Below are 17,044 nucleotides of genomic sequence, written 5' to 3' on the forward strand. Positions count from 1 at the left end.
TCAGCGGCGCCCGGGCCCCAGGAGCAGTTCGAGCCCGTGGTCGAACCGGCCGTCGAAGGACGTGTCGCGCAAGTGCGCCGACAGACGGCTGAGTGACGGGTAGTCACCCGCCGCGAGGGCCTCGGCGAGGCGCGGGTCCCCCTCGTCCGGCACGGACTGCTCCTCCTGCGTCAGGCCCAGGACGAAGTACTGGAGGTTCCACGCCGTCCACGCGGCCTCGCGCCCGGGCAGGCCGCCGTCGAGCAGCGCCGTGGTGAGCGTCTCGGCGAAGCGCAGCGTGGCGGGCTCGGCCGCGTACGTGCCCGTGACGATCCGGGCGCCGTCCCGGTGGGCGAGCAGCACGCGCCGGAAGCGGAGCATCAGCTCGCGCACGCGCTCCCGCCACTCGGCGGGCAGTCCTTCCAGCGAGACCTCGTCGACGATCGCGTCTGCCATCAGCTCCAGGAGCCGGGTCTTGGTCTTGGCGTGCCACAGCACGGTGTTCATCCGCACCCCGAGACGCTCCGCCGTGCCGCGCACGGAGACGCCGTCGGCGCCCTTCTCGGCCAGCATGCCGAGGGCGGCGCGGGCGACGGCCCGGGGGCTCAGGCCCGCGCGGTAGCTGCTCTCCGCCCGCACGGGCGGCTCTTGCCTTTTGGTCACTGACCTAGTCTACTGAGGTCATCCGAAATTGGTCACTGACCAAATATGGGACCTGCGGCAGAGGAGCGCCCGTGCGCACACACCATCCCCACTCCCACGTCGTCATCGCCGGGGCGGGCCCGGTCGGCCTGTGGCTGGCCGCCGAACTGCGCCTGGGCGGTGCGCGGGTGACCGTCCTGGAAGCGCGGCCCGAGCCGTCCCCGCACTCCAAGGCGCTCACCGTGCACCCGCGCACGCTGGAGGTCCTGGCCTTCCGCGGCGCCGTCGAACCGTTCCTCGCCGAGGGGCTGCGCATCCCCGACGGGCACTACGGGGCGCTCGACCAGCGCCTCGACTTCAGCGTCCTCGACACCCCCTACCCCTTCACGCTCGCGCTGCCGCAGGTCCGCACCGAAGCCCTCCTCGAAGAGCGGGCACGGGCCGCGGGCGCCGACATCCGGCGCGGCCACCGCCTCACCGGCCTGGCCGAGCACGCGTCCGGGGTGCGCGTCGACGCCGTCGGCCCCGACGGCGCGTACGCCGTCGAGGCCGCGTACGTCGTGGGCTGCGACGGCACCCGCAGTACGGTGCGCGCCGCCGCGGACATCGCCTTCCCCGGTACCGACGCCACGACATGGGGCTGGCTCGGGGACGTCGTCCTGGACCGGCCGCCCGCCCGGCCCGCGCTGAGCGCCTCCACGCCCCAGGGCGGCGTCATGTGCGTCCGCATGCCCGGTGGGGTCCACCGGTTCGTCGGGAACGTGCCCGAGGGCCAACGGGCCGACTGGCCCGGTGAGTTCACCTTCGACGAACTGCGCGCCACCGTCCTGCGCGTCGTCGGCGACGACTTCGGGATGCGCGACCCGCGCTGGCTCTCGCGGTTCGGCAACGCGACGCGCCAGGCGGCGACCTACCGCAAGGGCCGGGTCCTGCTCGCGGGCGACGCGGCCCACATGCACTTCCCGGCCGGTGGCGTCGGCCTGAACGTCGGCGTGCAGGACGCCACCAACCTCGGCTGGAAACTGGCCGCCGTCCTGCGCGGCGCGGCCCCGGACGCGCTGCTCGACACCTACCACAGCGAACGGCACCCGGTCGGCGCCGAGTTGCTCACCAGCACCCGCGCCCAGACCGCCCTGATGACCGCCTACTCCGGCGAGGGGCGCGCCCTGCGCGAGGTGCTCGGCACGGCCGTCGCCACCGTGCCCGCGTTCTCCCGGCGCCTGGCCGACGGCCTCTCGGGACTCGGCGTCGCGTACACGACCGCGTACACGGACACGTATGAGACCGGCGACGGCGGTGGCGGCCACCCGCTGACCGGTCGCCGCGCTCCGAACCTCCGACTCGGCCCGGACGTACGCCTCTTCGACCTGCTGCACGCGGGACGGCCCGTCCTGCTCGACTTCGCCGGACACGCTGACGGCCCCTCGGCGGACGTGATCGTCCACCAGGGGCCGCCGGACGGGGACCGCCGCGACTGGGACGGCGTGGGCTCCGCGCTGATCCGGCCCGACGGGCACGTGGGGTGGGTGCGGGAAGCCGCCTGACACCGCCTGACACGCTCCCGTGCGCGCCGCCCGCCGGGTCAGCCGAACGCGATCGAGCTCACCTTGTCGTCGAAGCCGACGCTGCCCAGGTCCGCGACGTCCCCGGAGACCACCTTGGACTCGCCCTTGCAGTTCGGGCGCGACCACAGCTTCAGGGAGCCGTCGGCCGACAGGGACGAGGCGACCTTGGGGCGTGCCACGTTCTGGCAGCCCGGGCCCGCCACGCCCTGCGCCGGGTCCTGGAACCGGGGGTTGTCGAACAGGATCACGCTGCTCGCCGGGTCGGCCTGGCCCTGGCCGCCGCCCTGGTCCGTACCGCCCCCGGCGGGCTGCCCGGCCTTCTGTCCGTTCGGGGTCACGCCGAACCACGTGCCGCCCACGCCCTGGCCGTTGGTGTCACCGGGCTTGAGGTCCTTGTTGAAGCGGTAGACGGGCCAGCCGCCGATCGTCACCTGGCGGGTGCCGTCGTCGCGCTTGATGACGCCGACGTCCGCGGCCTTCACGCCGTCCACGAAGATCTTGCTGCCCGGGTCGACGAGCACGGGCGGCCAGGTGGTCGCGCAGGCGCCGGAGCAGTTCGACTTGGACGGCCGGGCCGTGTCCTTGTCGAAGCGGTAGAGGGTGAAGCCCGAGCCGTTGACGACCACCGGGTCGAGGTCGCCCGCCCGGCTCGCCGACAGCTGGACCCACTTGCGCTGCACCGGCTCCGCGGCGGGCTTGCCGGGCGGGTTGGCCCAATCGCCGGTCCGCCGTGGCGCGTGGTTCTCGCGGGCCGTGCCCGACCGCAGGGAGAGGTCGTAGCCGGAGCCGCCGCCGGCCTGGCCCCCGGCGCGGTCGGCGTTGGCGGCCGGGGCGTTGCCCGCGGCCTTCTTGGCGCCGTCGTCGCTGCCGCCGCCACCGCAGGCGGTCAGGGCGAGGGCTCCGACGGTGGCGAGGGAGGCGAGGAGCAGGGCGGGCTTGGTCTTCTTGGTCATCGCGGTCTCCTGAGGTTCGGTCGGCCGGGGCGCCGCGGCGCCGGGCCGGTCGTGGACGCTGAGTTGTCGAGTTCCTTCGAATGCCTACGAGTGCCTACGTGTGCCTTCGTGGCGTGAGTACGGGCACCGCATCCGGCGGCGTTCAGGGATCTCGTGGCTCGTGACCAAACCGAGACAATGTCTAAAGGAAGTCTCTGTCTGGAACTTGGGCTTGCGTGAGCCGGGATACGAGAGGTCGCGACCGGGCCCCGTCATCGAGCCCGCAGGTCCCGCTTCGGCCACGGGTTGCAAAGTGGCTTGATTTGATCGATCCCCTGTGTGCCCCAGGGGAATGCGTGCCCTCTTCATTGATTGAACGGCGACCCATCAGGCACAGTTGTCTAGACCACATCGCCGTATCTGAGATGGGAACCCGCATGCCCACAAGAGACCGGCTCCACCGAATCCTTCTTCCCGCAGGCATCGCCCTGCTCGTCGGCGCCACAGTCGGCGCCACGCCCTCCACGGGCGCCACGGCCGGCACGAAGGCCGGCGCCGCGGAGGCCTACGACCTCGTCATCCAGCGCGGCCACGTCATCGACCCGAAGAACGGCATCGACGACGTCCGCGACGTCGCCGTCAAGGACGGAAAGATCGCCAAGGTCGCGGCGGACATAGACACTTCGGCCACGAAGCAGACTGTCGACGCGGCGGGCGAGTACGTCACGCCCGGCCTGATCGACCTGCACGCCCACCTCTTCCCGGGCCCGGAGGGCGCGTACGCGAACGGCAAGAACGGCGTCGCTCCCGACGGCTTCACCTTCCGCTCCGGCGTCACCACCGCCGTGGACGCGGGATCCGCCGGTGCCTCCAACTTCGACCTCTTCAAGAAGAACACCATCGACCGCTCCAAGACCCGCGTCCTCGCCTTCCTCAACATCGTCGGCAAGGGCATGGCGGGCAACCCGGCCGAGCAGGACCTCAGCGACATGAAGCCGGGTCCGGCCGCCGAGAAGGCCCGCCAGTACCCGGGCACGATCGTCGGCATCAAGACGGCGCACTACGAAGGGCCGGAGTGGACGCCGGTCGACAACTCCCTTCAGGCGGGCAAGGACGCCGACGTCCCGGTCCTCGTCGACTTCGGCGAGCCCCGGCCCGAACGCCCCCTGAAGACGCTGCTCACCGAGAAGTTGCGCCCCGGTGACATCTACTCGCACGCCTACTCCGGAAACCGCGGCGAGCTGGGCGAGGACGGCAAGCTCAACCCGGCGATGCAGCAAGGACGCGACCGCGGCGTCCTGTACGACGTCGGTCACGGCGGCGGCAGCTTCGGCTGGCGCGTCGCCGTCCCGGCCATGAAGGAGGGCTTCACCCCCGACGCCATCTCCACCGACCTGCACATCACCAGCATGAACTCGGGCATGAAGGACATGTCCAACGTCATGTCGAAGTTCCTCACCCTCGGCATGCCGCTGAAGGACGTCGTCGACGCTTCGACCTGGAAGCCCGCGAAGGCGATCAAGCGGCCCGACCTGGGGAACCTCTCGGTGGGGGCGCCCGCCGACATCGCGGTGTTCGCCAACCAGAAGGGCACGTTCGGGTACGTGGACAGCTTCGGCTTCCGCCTCGACGGTACCCAGAAGCTCTCCACGGAGCTCACCGTCCGCGGTGGCGAGGTGGTCTGGGACCTCAACGGCCTGACGGCCAAGAAGTGGACCCCGACCGCGAAGCCGACGGACCCGGTGGGGGAGCACTGACCACGCAGCACTGACGACAGCACACCCTGAACCACGAAGGCCCCCTCCTCGGAGGGGGCCTTCGCTGTTCTTCAGGGGTGCGCCCGCCACTGCAAAGAAATTGACCGAGGATGACCGATCACTCTCTCAGCGACTTTGGGAGCGACCTGCCGGAATGGCGCTGCAATCCTGACTTCGGACGCCCGCTTGACCTGTGGGAAAGCCCGTTTCATGCCCGATCAAGGCCAAACCATGACCGTCGCCACGCGCGGCGGCCCGTTGCGCGGAATGCTTCGATGCGGTCATCGAATCGGCCAGTTTTCCGGTCCGGTGGCCCGCGCCTCGACGTCTTCCGCGTGCGCGAAGCGAGCCCGTCGTCGCCCTTCCCCCTTACTGGAACACGTTCTACTGTGTCCGCCGTCAAGCCGGGCCGCCGCCGTGCGGTGGCGCTGGGGACGGCGTCAGGTCGACACCGCGAACGGATCGCCAGGAGGGGTCGTGCACCTCGCATACACGCCCGAGCAGCAGCGGCTGCGCGCCGAACTGCGTACGTATTTCGCTGAGCTCGTGCCCGACCACGCGACCGCCCGGTTCGGCGACCGCGCCGCGCAGAAGCGGTTCTACCGCGAGACGATCCGACGCCTCGGCGCCGACCGCTGGCTCGGCGTGGGCTGGCCCGAGGAGTACGGCGGGCGCGGGCTCACACCCATGGAGCAGTTCATCTTCTTTGACGAGGCCGCCCAGGCGGGCGTCCCGCTGCCGCTGATGGCACTCAACACCGTCGGCCCGACCCTCATGCGCTACGGCACCGACGAGCAGAAGGCGTACTTCCTGCCGAAGATCCTCTCCGGCGAGATCGACTTCGCCATCGGCTACAGCGAACCCGACGCGGGCACCGACCTCGCTTCCTTGAGGACCCGGGCCGTGCGCGAGGGTGACGAGAACAGCGGCCACTACACGGTCAACGGGCAGAAGATCTGGACGACCAACGGCGACACCGCCGACTGGGTGTGGCTCGCCGTGCGCACCGATCCCGACGCGCCGCCGCACCACGGCATCTCCATGCTCCTCGTACCGACGACCGACCCCGGCTACTCCTGCACCGTCATCAGCACCCTCGCCGGGCACGACACCACGGCCAGCTACTACGAGAACGTCCGTGTGCCCGCGGGTCGCCGGGTCGGCGAGGAGAACAAGGGCTGGCGGCTCATCACCAACCAGCTCAACCACGAGCGCGTCACCCTCGCCGCGCACGGCACGATGGCGATCCGGGCCCTGCACGACGTGCGCCACTGGGCCGCGGGCACCAAGCTCGCGGACGGCCTCCGCGTCGTCGACCTGCCCTGGGTGCGCCGCCGCCTGGCGCAGACCCACGTCAAGCTGGACGCGATGAAACTCCTCAACTGGCAGATGGTGAACGCCGTCCAGGACGGCACGCTCACCCCGCAGGACGCCTCCGCCGTCAAGGTCTACGGCTCGGAGGCGCGCCGCGACGCGTACGCCTGGCTGATGGAGGTCGTGGGCGCCGCGGGCGCCCTCAAGGAGGGCTCGGCGGGCGCCGTCCTCCAGGGCGAACTGGAGCGCGGCTACCGCTCCGCGGTCATCTTCACCTTCGGCGGCGGCAACAACGAGATCCAGCGCGAGATCATCTCGTGGATCGGCCTGGGCATGCCCCGCGTGCGCCGCTGACCGGGCCGCCGGGCCGCCTCAGGCCTGCTCCCCCCGGAACCCCGCCGGCGTCACCCCGGTGTGCTGCTGGAAGAACTTCGAGAAGTTCGCCGAGTCCGCGAAGCCGACGGCCGCGCCGATGCGGCCCACCGGCAGATCGGTGTGGGCGAGCAGGCGCTTGGCCTCCAGGATCACGCGGCGGTCGATGAAGCCCTTGGGGGTCTGGCCGGTGGCGGCGCGCACGGCGCGCACGAGCGTACGGCGCGAGTAGCCGAGCTCGTCGGCGTAGGCGCTGACGCTGTGGTTGGTCGTGAAGCCCTGCTCGACCGCTGTGCGGAACCGCGTGAACGTCGTGTCCGGCTGCGGCCTGCACTCGTCCGCCGCGGCCTGCGCGGAGACGTGCGCCACCCGCAGCATGAACGCCGTCAGGGAGTGCCGCAGGACCGAGGTGTGCAGGCTCAGCGGCAGCGTCGCCGTGTCGAGGTACTCGCGCTGCAACTGTTCGAGCGAGGCGTCGATCGCGGCGCGCTGCGCCTCGTCGGGGCGCAGCAGCGGCGGACGGTCGTAGCGGTACAGGCCGGTCGCCTCCACCGTCGCCCGCGGCAGGAAGCCGGGCTGCATGGTGAGCGCCGTGCCGACGTACCGGTCGGTCGCGGAGAAGCTGTGCACCTGCCCCGGCCGGATCCACAGGACGTCGCCCGCCCCGACCTCGTACTCCGTGAAGTCGACCGTGTGGCGGACCGGACCGTCGCGGAAGAAGAGCAGGACGTGGAAGTCGATGCGGTGCACGCGCCGCGACAGACCCTCGCCGCCCGCCCAGGGGCCCTCCGTGCCCATCGGGCCGACCTGCATCCCGACCCCGGACACGCTCGCGCCCGTGTCGAAGGGGTAGGTACGGATGTGCTCCGCGGCTCCCAGATGTGCGCTCGTCCGTGCGCCGCCCTGCTCCGTCATCCACTGTCCTTGGCTCAAAGGGACCTTACGGAGACCCTGACCGCTGTGCATGTCCCATTTTCACCGAACGCTGGCACGGGGGCACCTACCTCGCCAAAAGTATGACCTTTACCTTCGTAGAGGGTTCGACCAGGGGCTTTGGTCCTCGGCGGACCGTGCCTTCGGGCACGAAGGACGACTCACGGATGCGAAGGAATTCATACAGATGAGCACGCAGACACCGGACACCCTCGGCCCCTTCGAGTGGACCGACCTCGACCAGCGTGCCGTCGACACCGCCCGCCTCCTGGCGGCCGACGCCGTGCAGAAGGTCGGCAACGGACACCCCGGCACGGCCATGAGCCTGGCCCCGGCCGCGTACACGCTCTTCCAGAAGGTCATGCGGCACGACCCGGCCGACCCGGAGTGGACGGGCCGCGACCGCTTCGTGCTGTCTCCCGGCCACACCAGCCTCACGCTCTACACCCAGCTCTTCCTCGCGGGCTACGAGCTGGACCTCGACGACCTCAAGGCGTTCCGCACCCAGGGCTCCCGGACGCCGGGCCACCCCGAGTACGGGCACACCGCCGGTGTCGAGACGACCACGGGACCCCTCGGCCAGGGCGCCGCCAACGCCGTCGGCATGGCCATGGCCGCCCGCTACGAGCGCGGCCTGTTCGACCCCGAGGCCCCCGAGGGCACCAGCCCCTTCGACCACACCATCTGGACGATCGTCTCCGACGGCGACCTGGAGGAGGGCGTCTCCGCCGAGGCCTCGTCCCTCGCCGGCCACCAGCAGCTCGGCAACCTCGTCTTCCTCTACGACGACAACCACATCTCCATCGAGGGCGACACCCAGACCGCGTTCTCCGAGGACGTCCTCAAGCGCTACGAGGCCTACGGCTGGCACGTGCAGCGCGTCACCCCGCGCGCCGACGGCGACATCGACGTCCACGCCCTGTACGCGGCGCTCGCCGCCGCCAAGGCCGAGACCGGGCGCCCGTCCTTCATCGCGATGCGCACGGTCATCGCCTGGCCCGCGCCGAACGCGCGGAACACCGAGGCCTCCCACGGCTCCGCCCTGGGCGCCGAGGAGATCGCCGCCACCAAGCGCGTCCTCGGCTTCGACCCCGAGCAGTCCTTCGCCGTCGCCGACGAGGTCATCGCCCACACCCGCGAGGCCCTGGACCGCGGCGCCGAGGCGCACACCGCCTGGGACAAGCGGCTCGCCGTCTGGCGCACCGGCAACCCCGAGCGCTCCGCACTCCTCGACCGCGTCATCGCGGGCCGCCTCCCCGAGGGCTGGGAGCAGGCTCTGCCCGCCTTCGAGACCGGCACGAAGGTCGCCACGCGCGCCGCGTCCGGCAAGGTCCTGCAGGCGCTCGGCCCGGTCATCCCCGAACTGTGGGGCGGCTCCGCCGACCTGGCGGGCTCCAACAACACCACCATCGACAAGGCCAGCTCCTTCCTGCCCCGGGGCAACCCGCTGCCGGAGGCCGACCCATACGGCCGCACCGTGCACTTCGGCATCCGCGAGTTCTCGATGGCCGCCGAGATGAACGGCATCGCCCTGCACGGCAACACCCGTGTCTACGGCGGCACCTTCCTGGTGTTCTCCGACTACATGCGCAACGCCGTCCGCATGTCCGCGCTGATGCAGCTGCCCGTCACCTACGTCTGGACCCACGACTCCGTCGGCCTCGGCGAGGACGGCCCCACCCACCAGCCGGTCGAGCACCTCGCCTCGCTGCGCGCCATCCCCGGCCTGAACGTCGTGCGCCCGGCTGACGCCAACGAGACGGCCATCGCCTGGCGCGAGATCCTGCGCCGCGGCTCGGCCGACCCGGCCCCGCACGGCCTGGCCCTCACCCGGCAGGGCGTACCGACGTACGAGGCGAACGAGGCGGCGGCGAAGGGCGGTTACGTCCTCGCCGAGGCGTCCGCGAAGACCCCGGACGTCCTGCTCATCGCCACCGGCTCCGAGGTGCAGCTCGCCGTCGAGGCCCGCGAGCGCCTGGAGGCCGAGGGCATCGCGACCCGCGTCGTGTCGATGCCGTCCGTGGAGTGGTTCGAGGAGCAGCCGAAGGAGTACCGCGACAGCGTCCTGCCGCCGCACGTCAAGGCACGCGTCGCCGTCGAGGCGGGCATCGCCCTGACCTGGTACCGCTATGTCGGCGACGCCGGACGCATCGTCTCCCTGGAGCACTTCGGCGCCTCCGCGGACGCCGCCACGCTCTTCGCCGAGTTCGGCTTCACCGCAGAGAACGTCGCCGCGCGGGCCCGGGAATCCCTGGCCGCCGCCCGCGCTTGATCATTACGCAGCACGTACGCGAAAGAAGATGAAGAACATGAGCAACGCCGTCCCCACCTCGCCGGCCCTGCAGGCCCTGTCCGACGCGGGTGTCTCCATCTGGCTGGACGACCTGTCCCGCAAGCGCATCGAGTCCGGCGACCTCGCCGAGGCCGTCGCGCACGGCCACGTCGTGGGCGTTACCACCAACCCCTCGATCTTCCAGGCCGCCATCGGCTCCGGCGAGGGCTACGAGGACCAGCTCGCCGACCTGGCCGTGCGCGGCGTCACCGTCGACGAGGCCGTCCGCATGATGACCACGGCCGACGTTCGCGCCGCCGCCGACGTCCTGCGCCCGGTGTACGACGCGACGGGCGGCCGCGACGGCCGCGTGTCGATCGAGGTCGACCCGCGCCTGGCCCACGAGACCGAGGCCACCATCGCCGAGGCCAAGCAGCTGGCCTGGCTCGTCGACCGGCCCAACGTCATGATCAAGATTCCGGCGACCACGGCGGGCCTCCCGGCCATCACCGAGGTCATCGGCCTCGGCATCAGCGTCAACGTCACGCTGATCTTCTCCCTCGAACGCTACCGCGCCGTGATGGACGCCTACCTCAAGGGGCTCGAACTCGCCCACGAGCGCGGTCACGACCTCTCCGCCATCCACTCCGTCGCCTCCTTCTTCGTCTCGCGCGTCGACTCCGAGATCGACAAGCGCCTCGACCGGGTCGGCACGGACGCGGCGAAGGAGCTGAAGGGCAGGGCCGCGCTCGCCAACGCCCGCCTCGCGTACGAGGCGTACGAGGAGGTCTTCGCCTCCGCGCGCGCAGGCGTCCTGGCGGCCGCGGGCGCCCACAAGCAGCGCCCGCTGTGGGCCTCCACCGGCGTCAAGGACCCGGCGTACAAGGACACCCTGTACGTCGACGAGCTGGTCGCGCCCGACACGGTCAACACCATGCCGGAGGCGACCCTGAAGGCCGCCGCCGACCACGGCCGGATCACCGGCGACACGGTGACCGGCGGCTACGAGCAGGCCCGCGCGGACCTCAAGGCCGTCGACGCCCTCGGCATCTCCTACGACGAGGTCGTGCAGCTCCTGGAGGACGAGGGCGTCGCCAAGTTCGATGCCGCCTGGAACGACCTCCTCGGCACCGTCGCCACCCGCCTCCAGGGCCTCCAGGCCCTTCAGGGCAAGGGAGTTGAATCCAAGTGAGCGCCAACAGCGCGAGCGCCGGAAGCACGTGGCGGAACCCGCTGAGGGACGACCGCGACCGCCGCCTTCCGCGCATCGCGGGCCCCTCCGGGCTCGTCATCTTCGGCGTCACCGGCGACCTGTCCCGCAAGAAGCTGATGCCCGCCGTCTACGACCTCGCCAACCGAGGGCTGCTCCCGCCGGGCTTCTCGCTCCTCGGCTTCGCCCGGCGCGAGTGGGAGGACCAGGACTTCGCCCAGGTCGTCCACGACTCGGTGCGCGAGCACGCGCGGACGCCGTTCCGCGAGGAGGTCTGGCAGCAGCTCGCCGACGGCATGCGCTTCATCCCCGGCGACTTCGACGACGACACCGCCTTCAAGCAGCTGCGCGACGCCGTCGACGAGCTGGACGAGAAGCGCGGCACCAGCGGCAACTACGCCTTCTACCTCTCCGTACCGCCGAAGTTCTTCCCGAAGGTCGTCCAGCAGCTCAAGAAGCACGGCCTCGCGGACGCGCCGGAGGGCTCGTGGCGGCGCGCCGTCATCGAGAAGCCCTTCGGCCACGACATCGCGTCGGCCAAGGAGCTGAACGCGATCGTCCACGACGTGTTCGCGCCCGAGCAGGTCTTCCGCATCGACCACTACCTGGGCAAGGAGACCGTCCAGAACATCCTGGCGCTCCGCTTCGCCAACCAGATGTACGAACCCATCTGGAACCGGAGTTACGTCGACCACGTGCAGATCACCATGGCCGAGGACATCGGCATCGGTGGCCGCGCGGGCTACTACGACGGCATCGGCGCCGCCCGTGACGTCATCCAGAACCACCTGCTCCAGCTCATGGCCCTGACCGCCATGGAGGAGCCCGCCTCCTTCGACGCCGGGTCGCTCGTCATGGAGAAGCTCAAGGTCCTGAAGTCCGTCCGCGTCCCGGCCGACCTGGACGCGCACACCGTGCGCGCCCAGTACGGCGAGGGCTGGCAGGGCGGCGAGAAGGTCAAGGGCTACCTCCAGGAAGACGGCATCGCCCCCACCTCGAAGACGGACACCTACGCGGCCGTCAAGCTGGAGATCGACAACCGCCGCTGGGCCGGAGTGCCGTTCTACCTGCGCACCGGCAAGCGCCTCGGCCGCCGCGTCACCGAGATCGCGGTCGTCTTCCAGCGCGCCCCGCACTCCCCGTTCGACGGCGCCGCCACCGAGGAACTCGGCCAGAACGCGATCGTCATCCGGGTCCAGCCGGACGAGGGCATGACCGTACGCTTCGGATCCAAGGTCCCGGGTACCTCGATGGAGATCCGCGACGTGTCGATGGACTTCGCGTACGGCGAGTCGTTCACGGAATCCAGCCCGGAGGCCTACGAGCGGCTGATCCTGGACGTCCTGCTCGGCGACGCCAACCTCTTCCCGCGCACGGAGGAGGTCGAGGAGTCCTGGCGCATCCTTGATCCCATCGAGGAGCACTGGGACACCCACGGCACGCCCGCGCGGTACCCGTCCGGTACGTGGGGCCCGGCCGAGGCGGACGACATGCTCGCACGAGACGGACGGAGCTGGCGCAGGCCATGAAGATCGATCTGACCGACACCACGGCTAGCAAGGTGAACAAGGCGCTCGTCGAAGCGCGCCGCGCCATCGGGACCCCCGCCGTGGGCATGGTCCTCACGATGGTCATCGTCACCGACGAGGAGAACGCCTACGACGCCACCAAGGCGGCCCAGGAGGCGGCCCGCGAGCACCCCTCGCGCACCCTCGTCGTCATCAGGCGCACCGCGCGCTCCCCGCGCGACCGGCAGGGCAACCGCCTCGACGCGGAGGTCCGGGTCGGCGCCGACGCGGGCACCGGCGAGACCGTGCTCCTGCGCCTGTACGGCGAGGTCGGCAAGCACGCCGACTCCGTCGTCCTGCCGCTGCTGCTCCCCGACGCCCCCGTCGTCGTGTGGTGGCCCGTCGACGCCCCGGACGAGCCCGCCAAGGACCCGCTCGGCGCCCTCGCGGCCCGCCGCATCACCGACGCCTACGCCGTCGAGGACCCGCTCGCCGCGCTCGCGGACCGCGCCAGGTCCTACGCCCCCGGCGACACCGACCTGGCCTGGACCCGGCTCACGCCGTGGCGCTCCATGCTGGCCGCGGCCCTCGACCAGGCCCGCGTCGACGTCACGTCGGCCGCCGTCGAGTCCGAGGCCGAGAACCCCAGCGCCGAGCTGCTCGCGCGCTGGCTCGGCGTCCGGCTCGGCGTCCCGGTCGAGCGCGTCACCACCGCGGGCCCCGTCGTCACCGCGGTCCGCCTCGGCACGGCGAACGGAGAGATCCGCATCGACCGCCCCGAAGGCCCCCTCGCCACCCTGTCCCTGCCCGGCCAGCCCGAGCGCACCCTCGCCCTGAAGGTCCGCTCGACCGCCGAGCTGATCGCCGAAGAGCTCCGCCGCCTCGACGCCGACGAGATGTACGCCGTCGCGCTGCACGGAGACACCTCCGGTTCCAAGGAGTCTGTTCAACATGCCTGACACCACGCCCCTGTTGACGCGCCGACCGCAGTGGGCCGCCCTGGAGGACCACCGCGCCAAGTCCGAGGGCACGCACCTGCGCGACCTGTTCGCGGCGGAGCCGGGCCGCGCCGAGCGCTACACGGTCCAGGTCGGCGATCTGCACGTCGACTACTCCAAGCACCTGATCACGGACGAGACCCTCGCCCTCCTCCAGGAACTGGCCACCGCCACGGACGTGTTCGGGCTGCGGGACGCGATGTTCCGGGGCGAGAAGATCAATACGACGGAGGGGCGTGCGGTGCTGCACACCGCGCTGCGTGCGCCCGCCGACGCGGTGATCGAGGTCGACGGTGAGAACGTCGTGCCGAAGGTCCACGCGGTGCTCGACAAGATGGCGGCGTTCGCGGAGCGGGTCCGTACGGGTGAGTGGACGGGGCACACCGGCCGGCGCATCAAGAACGTGGTCAACGTCGGCATCGGCGGCTCCGACCTCGGCCCCGCCATGGCCCATGAGGCGCTGCGTGCCTACACCGACCGCGATCTGACGGTCCGCTTCGTGTCCAACGTGGACGGCGCCGACCTGCACGAGGCCGTCCGCGACCTCGACCCGGCGGAGACGCTGTTCATCATCGCCTCCAAGACGTTCACCACGATCGAGACGATCACCAACGCCAAGGCCGCGCGCTCCTGGCTCCTCGCTTCCCTCGGCGATGAGGCGGCCGTGGCCAAGCACTTCGTGGCCCTGTCGACGAATGCCGAGAAGGTCGCGGACTTCGGTATCGACACGGCGAACATGTTCGAGTTCTGGGACTGGGTCGGTGGTCGGTACTCGTTCGACTCGGCCATTGGCCTGTCGTTGATGATCGCGATCGGTTCGGATGCCTTCGGGGAGATGCTCGGCGGGTTCCGGCTGGTCGATGAGCACTTCCGTACGGCGCCGGCGGAGGCGAATGTGCCGTTGCTGCTCGGTCTGCTGGGGGTCTGGTACGGCAACTTCCATGACGCGCAGGCGCACGCGGTGCTGCCGTACTCGCATTACCTGTCGAAGTTCACGGCGTATCTCCAGCAGCTGGACATGGAGTCCAACGGCAAGTCGGTGGACCGGGACGGCCGTGCGGTGGAGTGGCAGACCGGTCCGGTGGTGTGGGGCACGCCGGGGACCAACGGCCAGCACGCGTACTACCAGCTGATCCACCAGGGCACCAAGCTCATCCCGGCCGACCTCATCGGCTTCGCCGAGCCGGTCGACGAGCTCGGCGAACTCGCGGGCCAGCACGACCTGTTGATGGCCAACCTGTTCGCGCAGGGCCAGGCGCTCGCCTTCGGCAAGACCGCGGACGAGGTGCGGGCCGAGGGCATCGCCGAGGAGCAGGTCGCCCACCGCACGTTCCGGGGCAACCACCCGACGACGACGATCCTGGCCCGCGCGCTGACGCCCTCGGTCCTGGGCCAGCTCATCGCGCTCTACGAGCACAAGGTGTTCGTCCAGGGCGCGATCTGGAACATCGACTCCTTCGACCAGTGGGGCGTCGAACTCGGCAAGGTCCTCGCCAAGCGCGTCGAACCCGCCCTGACCGAGGGCGCCGACGTACCCGGCCTGGACCCGTCCACGAAGGCCCTGGTCGCCACCTACCGCGCCCTGCGCGGCCGCACCCCGGAAGGCGAGTGAACCGACATGGAACTCGGACTCATCGGCCTCGGCAAGATGGGCGGCAACATGCGCGAGCGCATCCGCCGCGCGGGCCACACCGTCATCGGCTACGACCGTGACCCGGAGCTCTCCGACGTCGACTCGCTCGCCGAACTCGTCGAGAGGCTCGAAGGGCCCCGCGTGGTCTGGGTGATGGTCCCGGCCGGAGCCCCCACCCAGTCCACCGTCGACGAGCTGAAGGACCTGCTCGCCGAGGGCGACGTCGTCGTCGACGGCGGCAACTCCCGCTGGACCGACGACGAGAAGCACGCGGCCGAACTCGCCGAGCGCGGCATCGGCTTCGTCGACGCCGGTGTCTCCGGCGGCGTCTGGGGCCTGGAGAACGGCTACGCGCTGATGGTCGGCGGCGACGACGAGCACGTCGCCCGCGTCCAGCCGGTCTTCGACGCCCTCAAGCCCGAAGGCGACTTCGGCTACGTCCACGCGGGCAAGGTCGGCGCGGGCCACTTCTCCAAGATGGTTCACAACGGCATCGAGTACGCGATGATGCAGGCTTATGCCGAGGGCTGGGAGCTGCTTGAGGCCGTGGACTCGGTCACGGATGTCCGTGAGGTCTTCCGGTCGTGGCAGGAGGGCACGGTGATCCGTTCCTGGCTGCTCGACCTGGCGGTCAACGCGCTGGACGACGACGAGCACCTGGACAAGCTGCGCGGCTTCGCGGCCGACTCCGGCGAGGGCCGGTGGACGGTCGAGGCGGCGATCGACAACGCGGTGCCGCTGCCCGCGATCACGGCGTCCCTGTTCGCGCGCTTCGCCTCGCGGCAGGACGACTCGCCGCAGATGAAGATGATCGCGGCGCTGCGCAACCAGTTCGGCGGCCACGCCGTCGAGTCCAGGAGCGAGCACTGAGCGAGCACTGAGCGGGCTGTGCTCCACAGCCCGCTCACCCGCGCGGCTCCCCCTCCCGCACCGTGGGGAGCCGCGCGGAAACTCGCTGGCCGCGTCGCGGCAGGGGCCCTACGATCGCGCCCCATGAAGTGAGTGATGACCTCCGCGCGCCGATCCGCGCGACGCCGTTCGAGCCCCGGCTCCGGCGTCGGCGAGGCGCGCCCGCACGCCCGTCATCCCTTCACACGATCGGAACCCCATGACCGACGACACCTTCCTGCGCTCCGTCACCGAACGCCTCGCCGCCCTGCCCGCCGTGCACGCCGTCACCCTCGGCGGCTCGCGCGCCCAGGGAACCCACACGCCAGACAGCGACTGGGACATGGCGGTCTACTACCGGGGCGGCTTCGACCCGGCCGACCTGCGCGCCGTCGGCTGGGACGGCGAGGTCTCCGGCCTCGGCGACTGGGGCGGGGGCGTCTTCAACGGCGGGGCGTGGCTGACCATCGAGGGCCGCAGCGTCGACGTCCACTACCGCGACCTCGATGTCGTCGCACACGAACTGGCCGAGGCCCGGCAGGGGCGCTTCCACTGGGAGCCGCTGATGTTCCACCTGGCGGGCGTCCCGAGCTACCTCCTCGTCGCCGAACTCGCCGTCAACCAGGTGCTGAGCGGCACCTTGCCCCGCCCCGCGTACCCGGCGGCGCTGCGCGGGACGGCCCCGGCGTTCTGGCACGGCCGCGCCGCCCTGACGCTTCAGTACGCCAAGGGCGCGTACGTCGTTCGCGGCCGTGCCACCGAGGTCGCGGGGGCCCTTGCCGTGGCCGCCATGGACACGGCACACGCGGTCCTCGCGGCGCGCGGCGAGTGGACCACGAACGAGAAGCGGCTCCTGGAACGGGCCGGGCTCCACGGCATCGACGCGATCGTGGCGTCCCTGCGCCCGGACCGGCAGGTTCTGGCAGGGGCGGTCGCGGAGGCGGAAGAGCTGTTCGCGGCGGCGGGCTGAACGACGTAGGGGCGGAGAGCCGTGGCTCTCCGCCCCTACGGGCGGCCGACGGCCCGTCGCGGCTGCCGGCG

13 protein-coding genes are annotated in these 17,044 nt (G+C 71.2%); 10 read left to right on the plus strand and 3 right to left on the minus strand.

Annotated elements, in window-relative coordinates:
- Positions 1-642, minus strand: coding sequence for a TetR/AcrR family transcriptional regulator C-terminal domain-containing protein (locus CP982_RS38565; protein ID WP_229879971.1), 642 nt, complete (start codon positions 640-642; stop codon positions 1-3).
- Between the two features lie 71 nt (positions 643-713).
- Between CP982_RS38565 and CP982_RS38570 the strand changes: the two genes are divergently transcribed.
- Entirely contained in the window at positions 714-2,165 is a 1,452-nt protein-coding gene (locus CP982_RS38570) for an FAD-dependent monooxygenase (RefSeq protein WP_150514740.1), read from the plus strand.
- A gap of 38 nt (positions 2,166-2,203) precedes the next feature.
- Here CP982_RS38570 and CP982_RS38575 read toward each other — a convergent pair whose 3' ends face one another.
- Entirely contained in the window at positions 2,204-3,139 is a 936-nt protein-coding gene (locus CP982_RS38575) for a COG4315 family predicted lipoprotein (RefSeq protein ID WP_150514741.1), read from the minus strand.
- A 416-nt stretch (positions 3,140-3,555) separates the two neighbouring features.
- On the opposite strand from CP982_RS38575, the gene CP982_RS38580 reads away from it, so the two are divergent.
- Entirely contained in the window at positions 3,556-4,875 is a 1,320-nt protein-coding gene (locus CP982_RS38580; protein WP_150514742.1) for an amidohydrolase/deacetylase family metallohydrolase, read from the plus strand.
- A gap of 477 nt (positions 4,876-5,352) precedes the next feature.
- Positions 5,353-6,543, plus strand: coding sequence for an acyl-CoA dehydrogenase family protein (locus CP982_RS38585; protein ID WP_150514743.1), 1,191 nt, complete (start codon positions 5,353-5,355; stop codon positions 6,541-6,543).
- A gap of 18 nt (positions 6,544-6,561) precedes the next feature.
- Here the strand turns inward: CP982_RS38585 and CP982_RS38590 are convergent, their stop codons facing one another.
- Entirely contained in the window at positions 6,562-7,476 is a 915-nt protein-coding gene (locus tag CP982_RS38590) for a helix-turn-helix domain-containing protein (RefSeq protein ID WP_150514744.1), read from the minus strand.
- A gap of 205 nt (positions 7,477-7,681) precedes the next feature.
- On the opposite strand from CP982_RS38590, the gene tkt reads away from it, so the two are divergent.
- The 7 genes from tkt (at position 7,682) to CP982_RS38625 (ending at position 16,973) form a co-directional block, all read left to right on the plus strand.
- Positions 7,682-9,766: a transketolase gene (gene tkt, locus CP982_RS38595; protein WP_150514745.1), complete on the plus strand. Its 2,085-nt coding sequence runs from the start codon at positions 7,682-7,684 to the stop codon at positions 9,764-9,766.
- A gap of 28 nt (positions 9,767-9,794) precedes the next feature.
- Positions 9,795-10,958, plus strand: coding sequence for a transaldolase (tal, locus tag CP982_RS38600; RefSeq protein ID WP_184924852.1), 1,164 nt, complete (start codon positions 9,795-9,797; stop codon positions 10,956-10,958).
- On the plus strand, positions 10,955-12,505 hold the full coding sequence (gene zwf, locus CP982_RS38605) for a glucose-6-phosphate dehydrogenase (RefSeq protein ID WP_150514747.1): 1,551 nt from the start codon (positions 10,955-10,957) through the stop codon (positions 12,503-12,505). The genes tal and zwf overlap by 4 nt, the downstream gene beginning before the upstream one ends.
- Complete coding sequence (gene opcA, locus CP982_RS38610) at positions 12,502-13,443, plus strand: glucose-6-phosphate dehydrogenase assembly protein OpcA (RefSeq protein ID WP_150514748.1); 942 nt, start codon at positions 12,502-12,504, stop codon at positions 13,441-13,443. The genes zwf and opcA overlap by 4 nt, the downstream gene beginning before the upstream one ends.
- Positions 13,436-15,094 carry a glucose-6-phosphate isomerase gene (gene pgi / locus CP982_RS38615; protein WP_150514749.1) on the plus strand — a complete coding sequence of 553 codons (1,659 nt, stop codon included), beginning with the start codon at positions 13,436-13,438 and terminating at the stop codon, positions 15,092-15,094. Before opcA ends, pgi begins: the two co-directional genes overlap by 8 nt.
- A 6-nt stretch (positions 15,095-15,100) precedes the next feature.
- Positions 15,101-15,985: a phosphogluconate dehydrogenase (NAD(+)-dependent, decarboxylating) gene (gene gnd, locus CP982_RS38620; RefSeq protein ID WP_150514750.1), complete on the plus strand. Its 885-nt coding sequence runs from the start codon at positions 15,101-15,103 to the stop codon at positions 15,983-15,985.
- A 238-nt stretch (positions 15,986-16,223) separates the two neighbouring features.
- The gene (locus CP982_RS38625) at positions 16,224-16,973 is read left to right on the plus strand and encodes a nucleotidyltransferase domain-containing protein (protein ID WP_150514751.1); all 750 of its coding nucleotides are present in this window, start codon (positions 16,224-16,226) and stop codon (positions 16,971-16,973) included.
- The last annotated feature ends 71 nt before the right edge of the window (positions 16,974-17,044 follow it).

Source organism: Streptomyces spectabilis, assembly GCF_008704795.1.
In the GTDB taxonomy this organism is placed as follows: Bacteria; Actinomycetota; Actinomycetes; order Streptomycetales; family Streptomycetaceae; genus Streptomyces; species Streptomyces spectabilis.

Bases quoted from the DNA above. Each gene is read 5' to 3' on its own strand.
- tkt (WP_150514745.1), top strand. From the start codon at position 7,682: ATGAGCACGCAGACACCGGACACCCTCGGCCCCTTCGAGTGGACCGAC.
- tal (WP_184924852.1), top strand. From the start codon at position 9,795: ATGAAGAACATGAGCAACGCCGTCCCCACCTCGCCGGCCCTGCAGGCC.
- opcA (WP_150514748.1), top strand. From the start codon at position 12,502: ATGAAGATCGATCTGACCGACACCACGGCTAGCAAGGTGAACAAGGCG.
- CP982_RS38580 (WP_150514742.1), top strand. From the start codon at position 3,556: ATGCCCACAAGAGACCGGCTCCACCGAATCCTTCTTCCCGCAGGCATC.
- pgi (WP_150514749.1), top strand. From the start codon at position 13,436: ATGCCTGACACCACGCCCCTGTTGACGCGCCGACCGCAGTGGGCCGCC.
- CP982_RS38625 (WP_150514751.1), top strand. From the start codon at position 16,224: ATGACCGACGACACCTTCCTGCGCTCCGTCACCGAACGCCTCGCCGCC.
- CP982_RS38575 (WP_150514741.1), bottom strand. From the start codon at position 3,139: ATGACCAAGAAGACCAAGCCCGCCCTGCTCCTCGCCTCCCTCGCCACC.
- CP982_RS38590 (WP_150514744.1), bottom strand. From the start codon at position 7,476: ATGACGGAGCAGGGCGGCGCACGGACGAGCGCACATCTGGGAGCCGCG.
- gnd (WP_150514750.1), top strand. From the start codon at position 15,101: ATGGAACTCGGACTCATCGGCCTCGGCAAGATGGGCGGCAACATGCGC.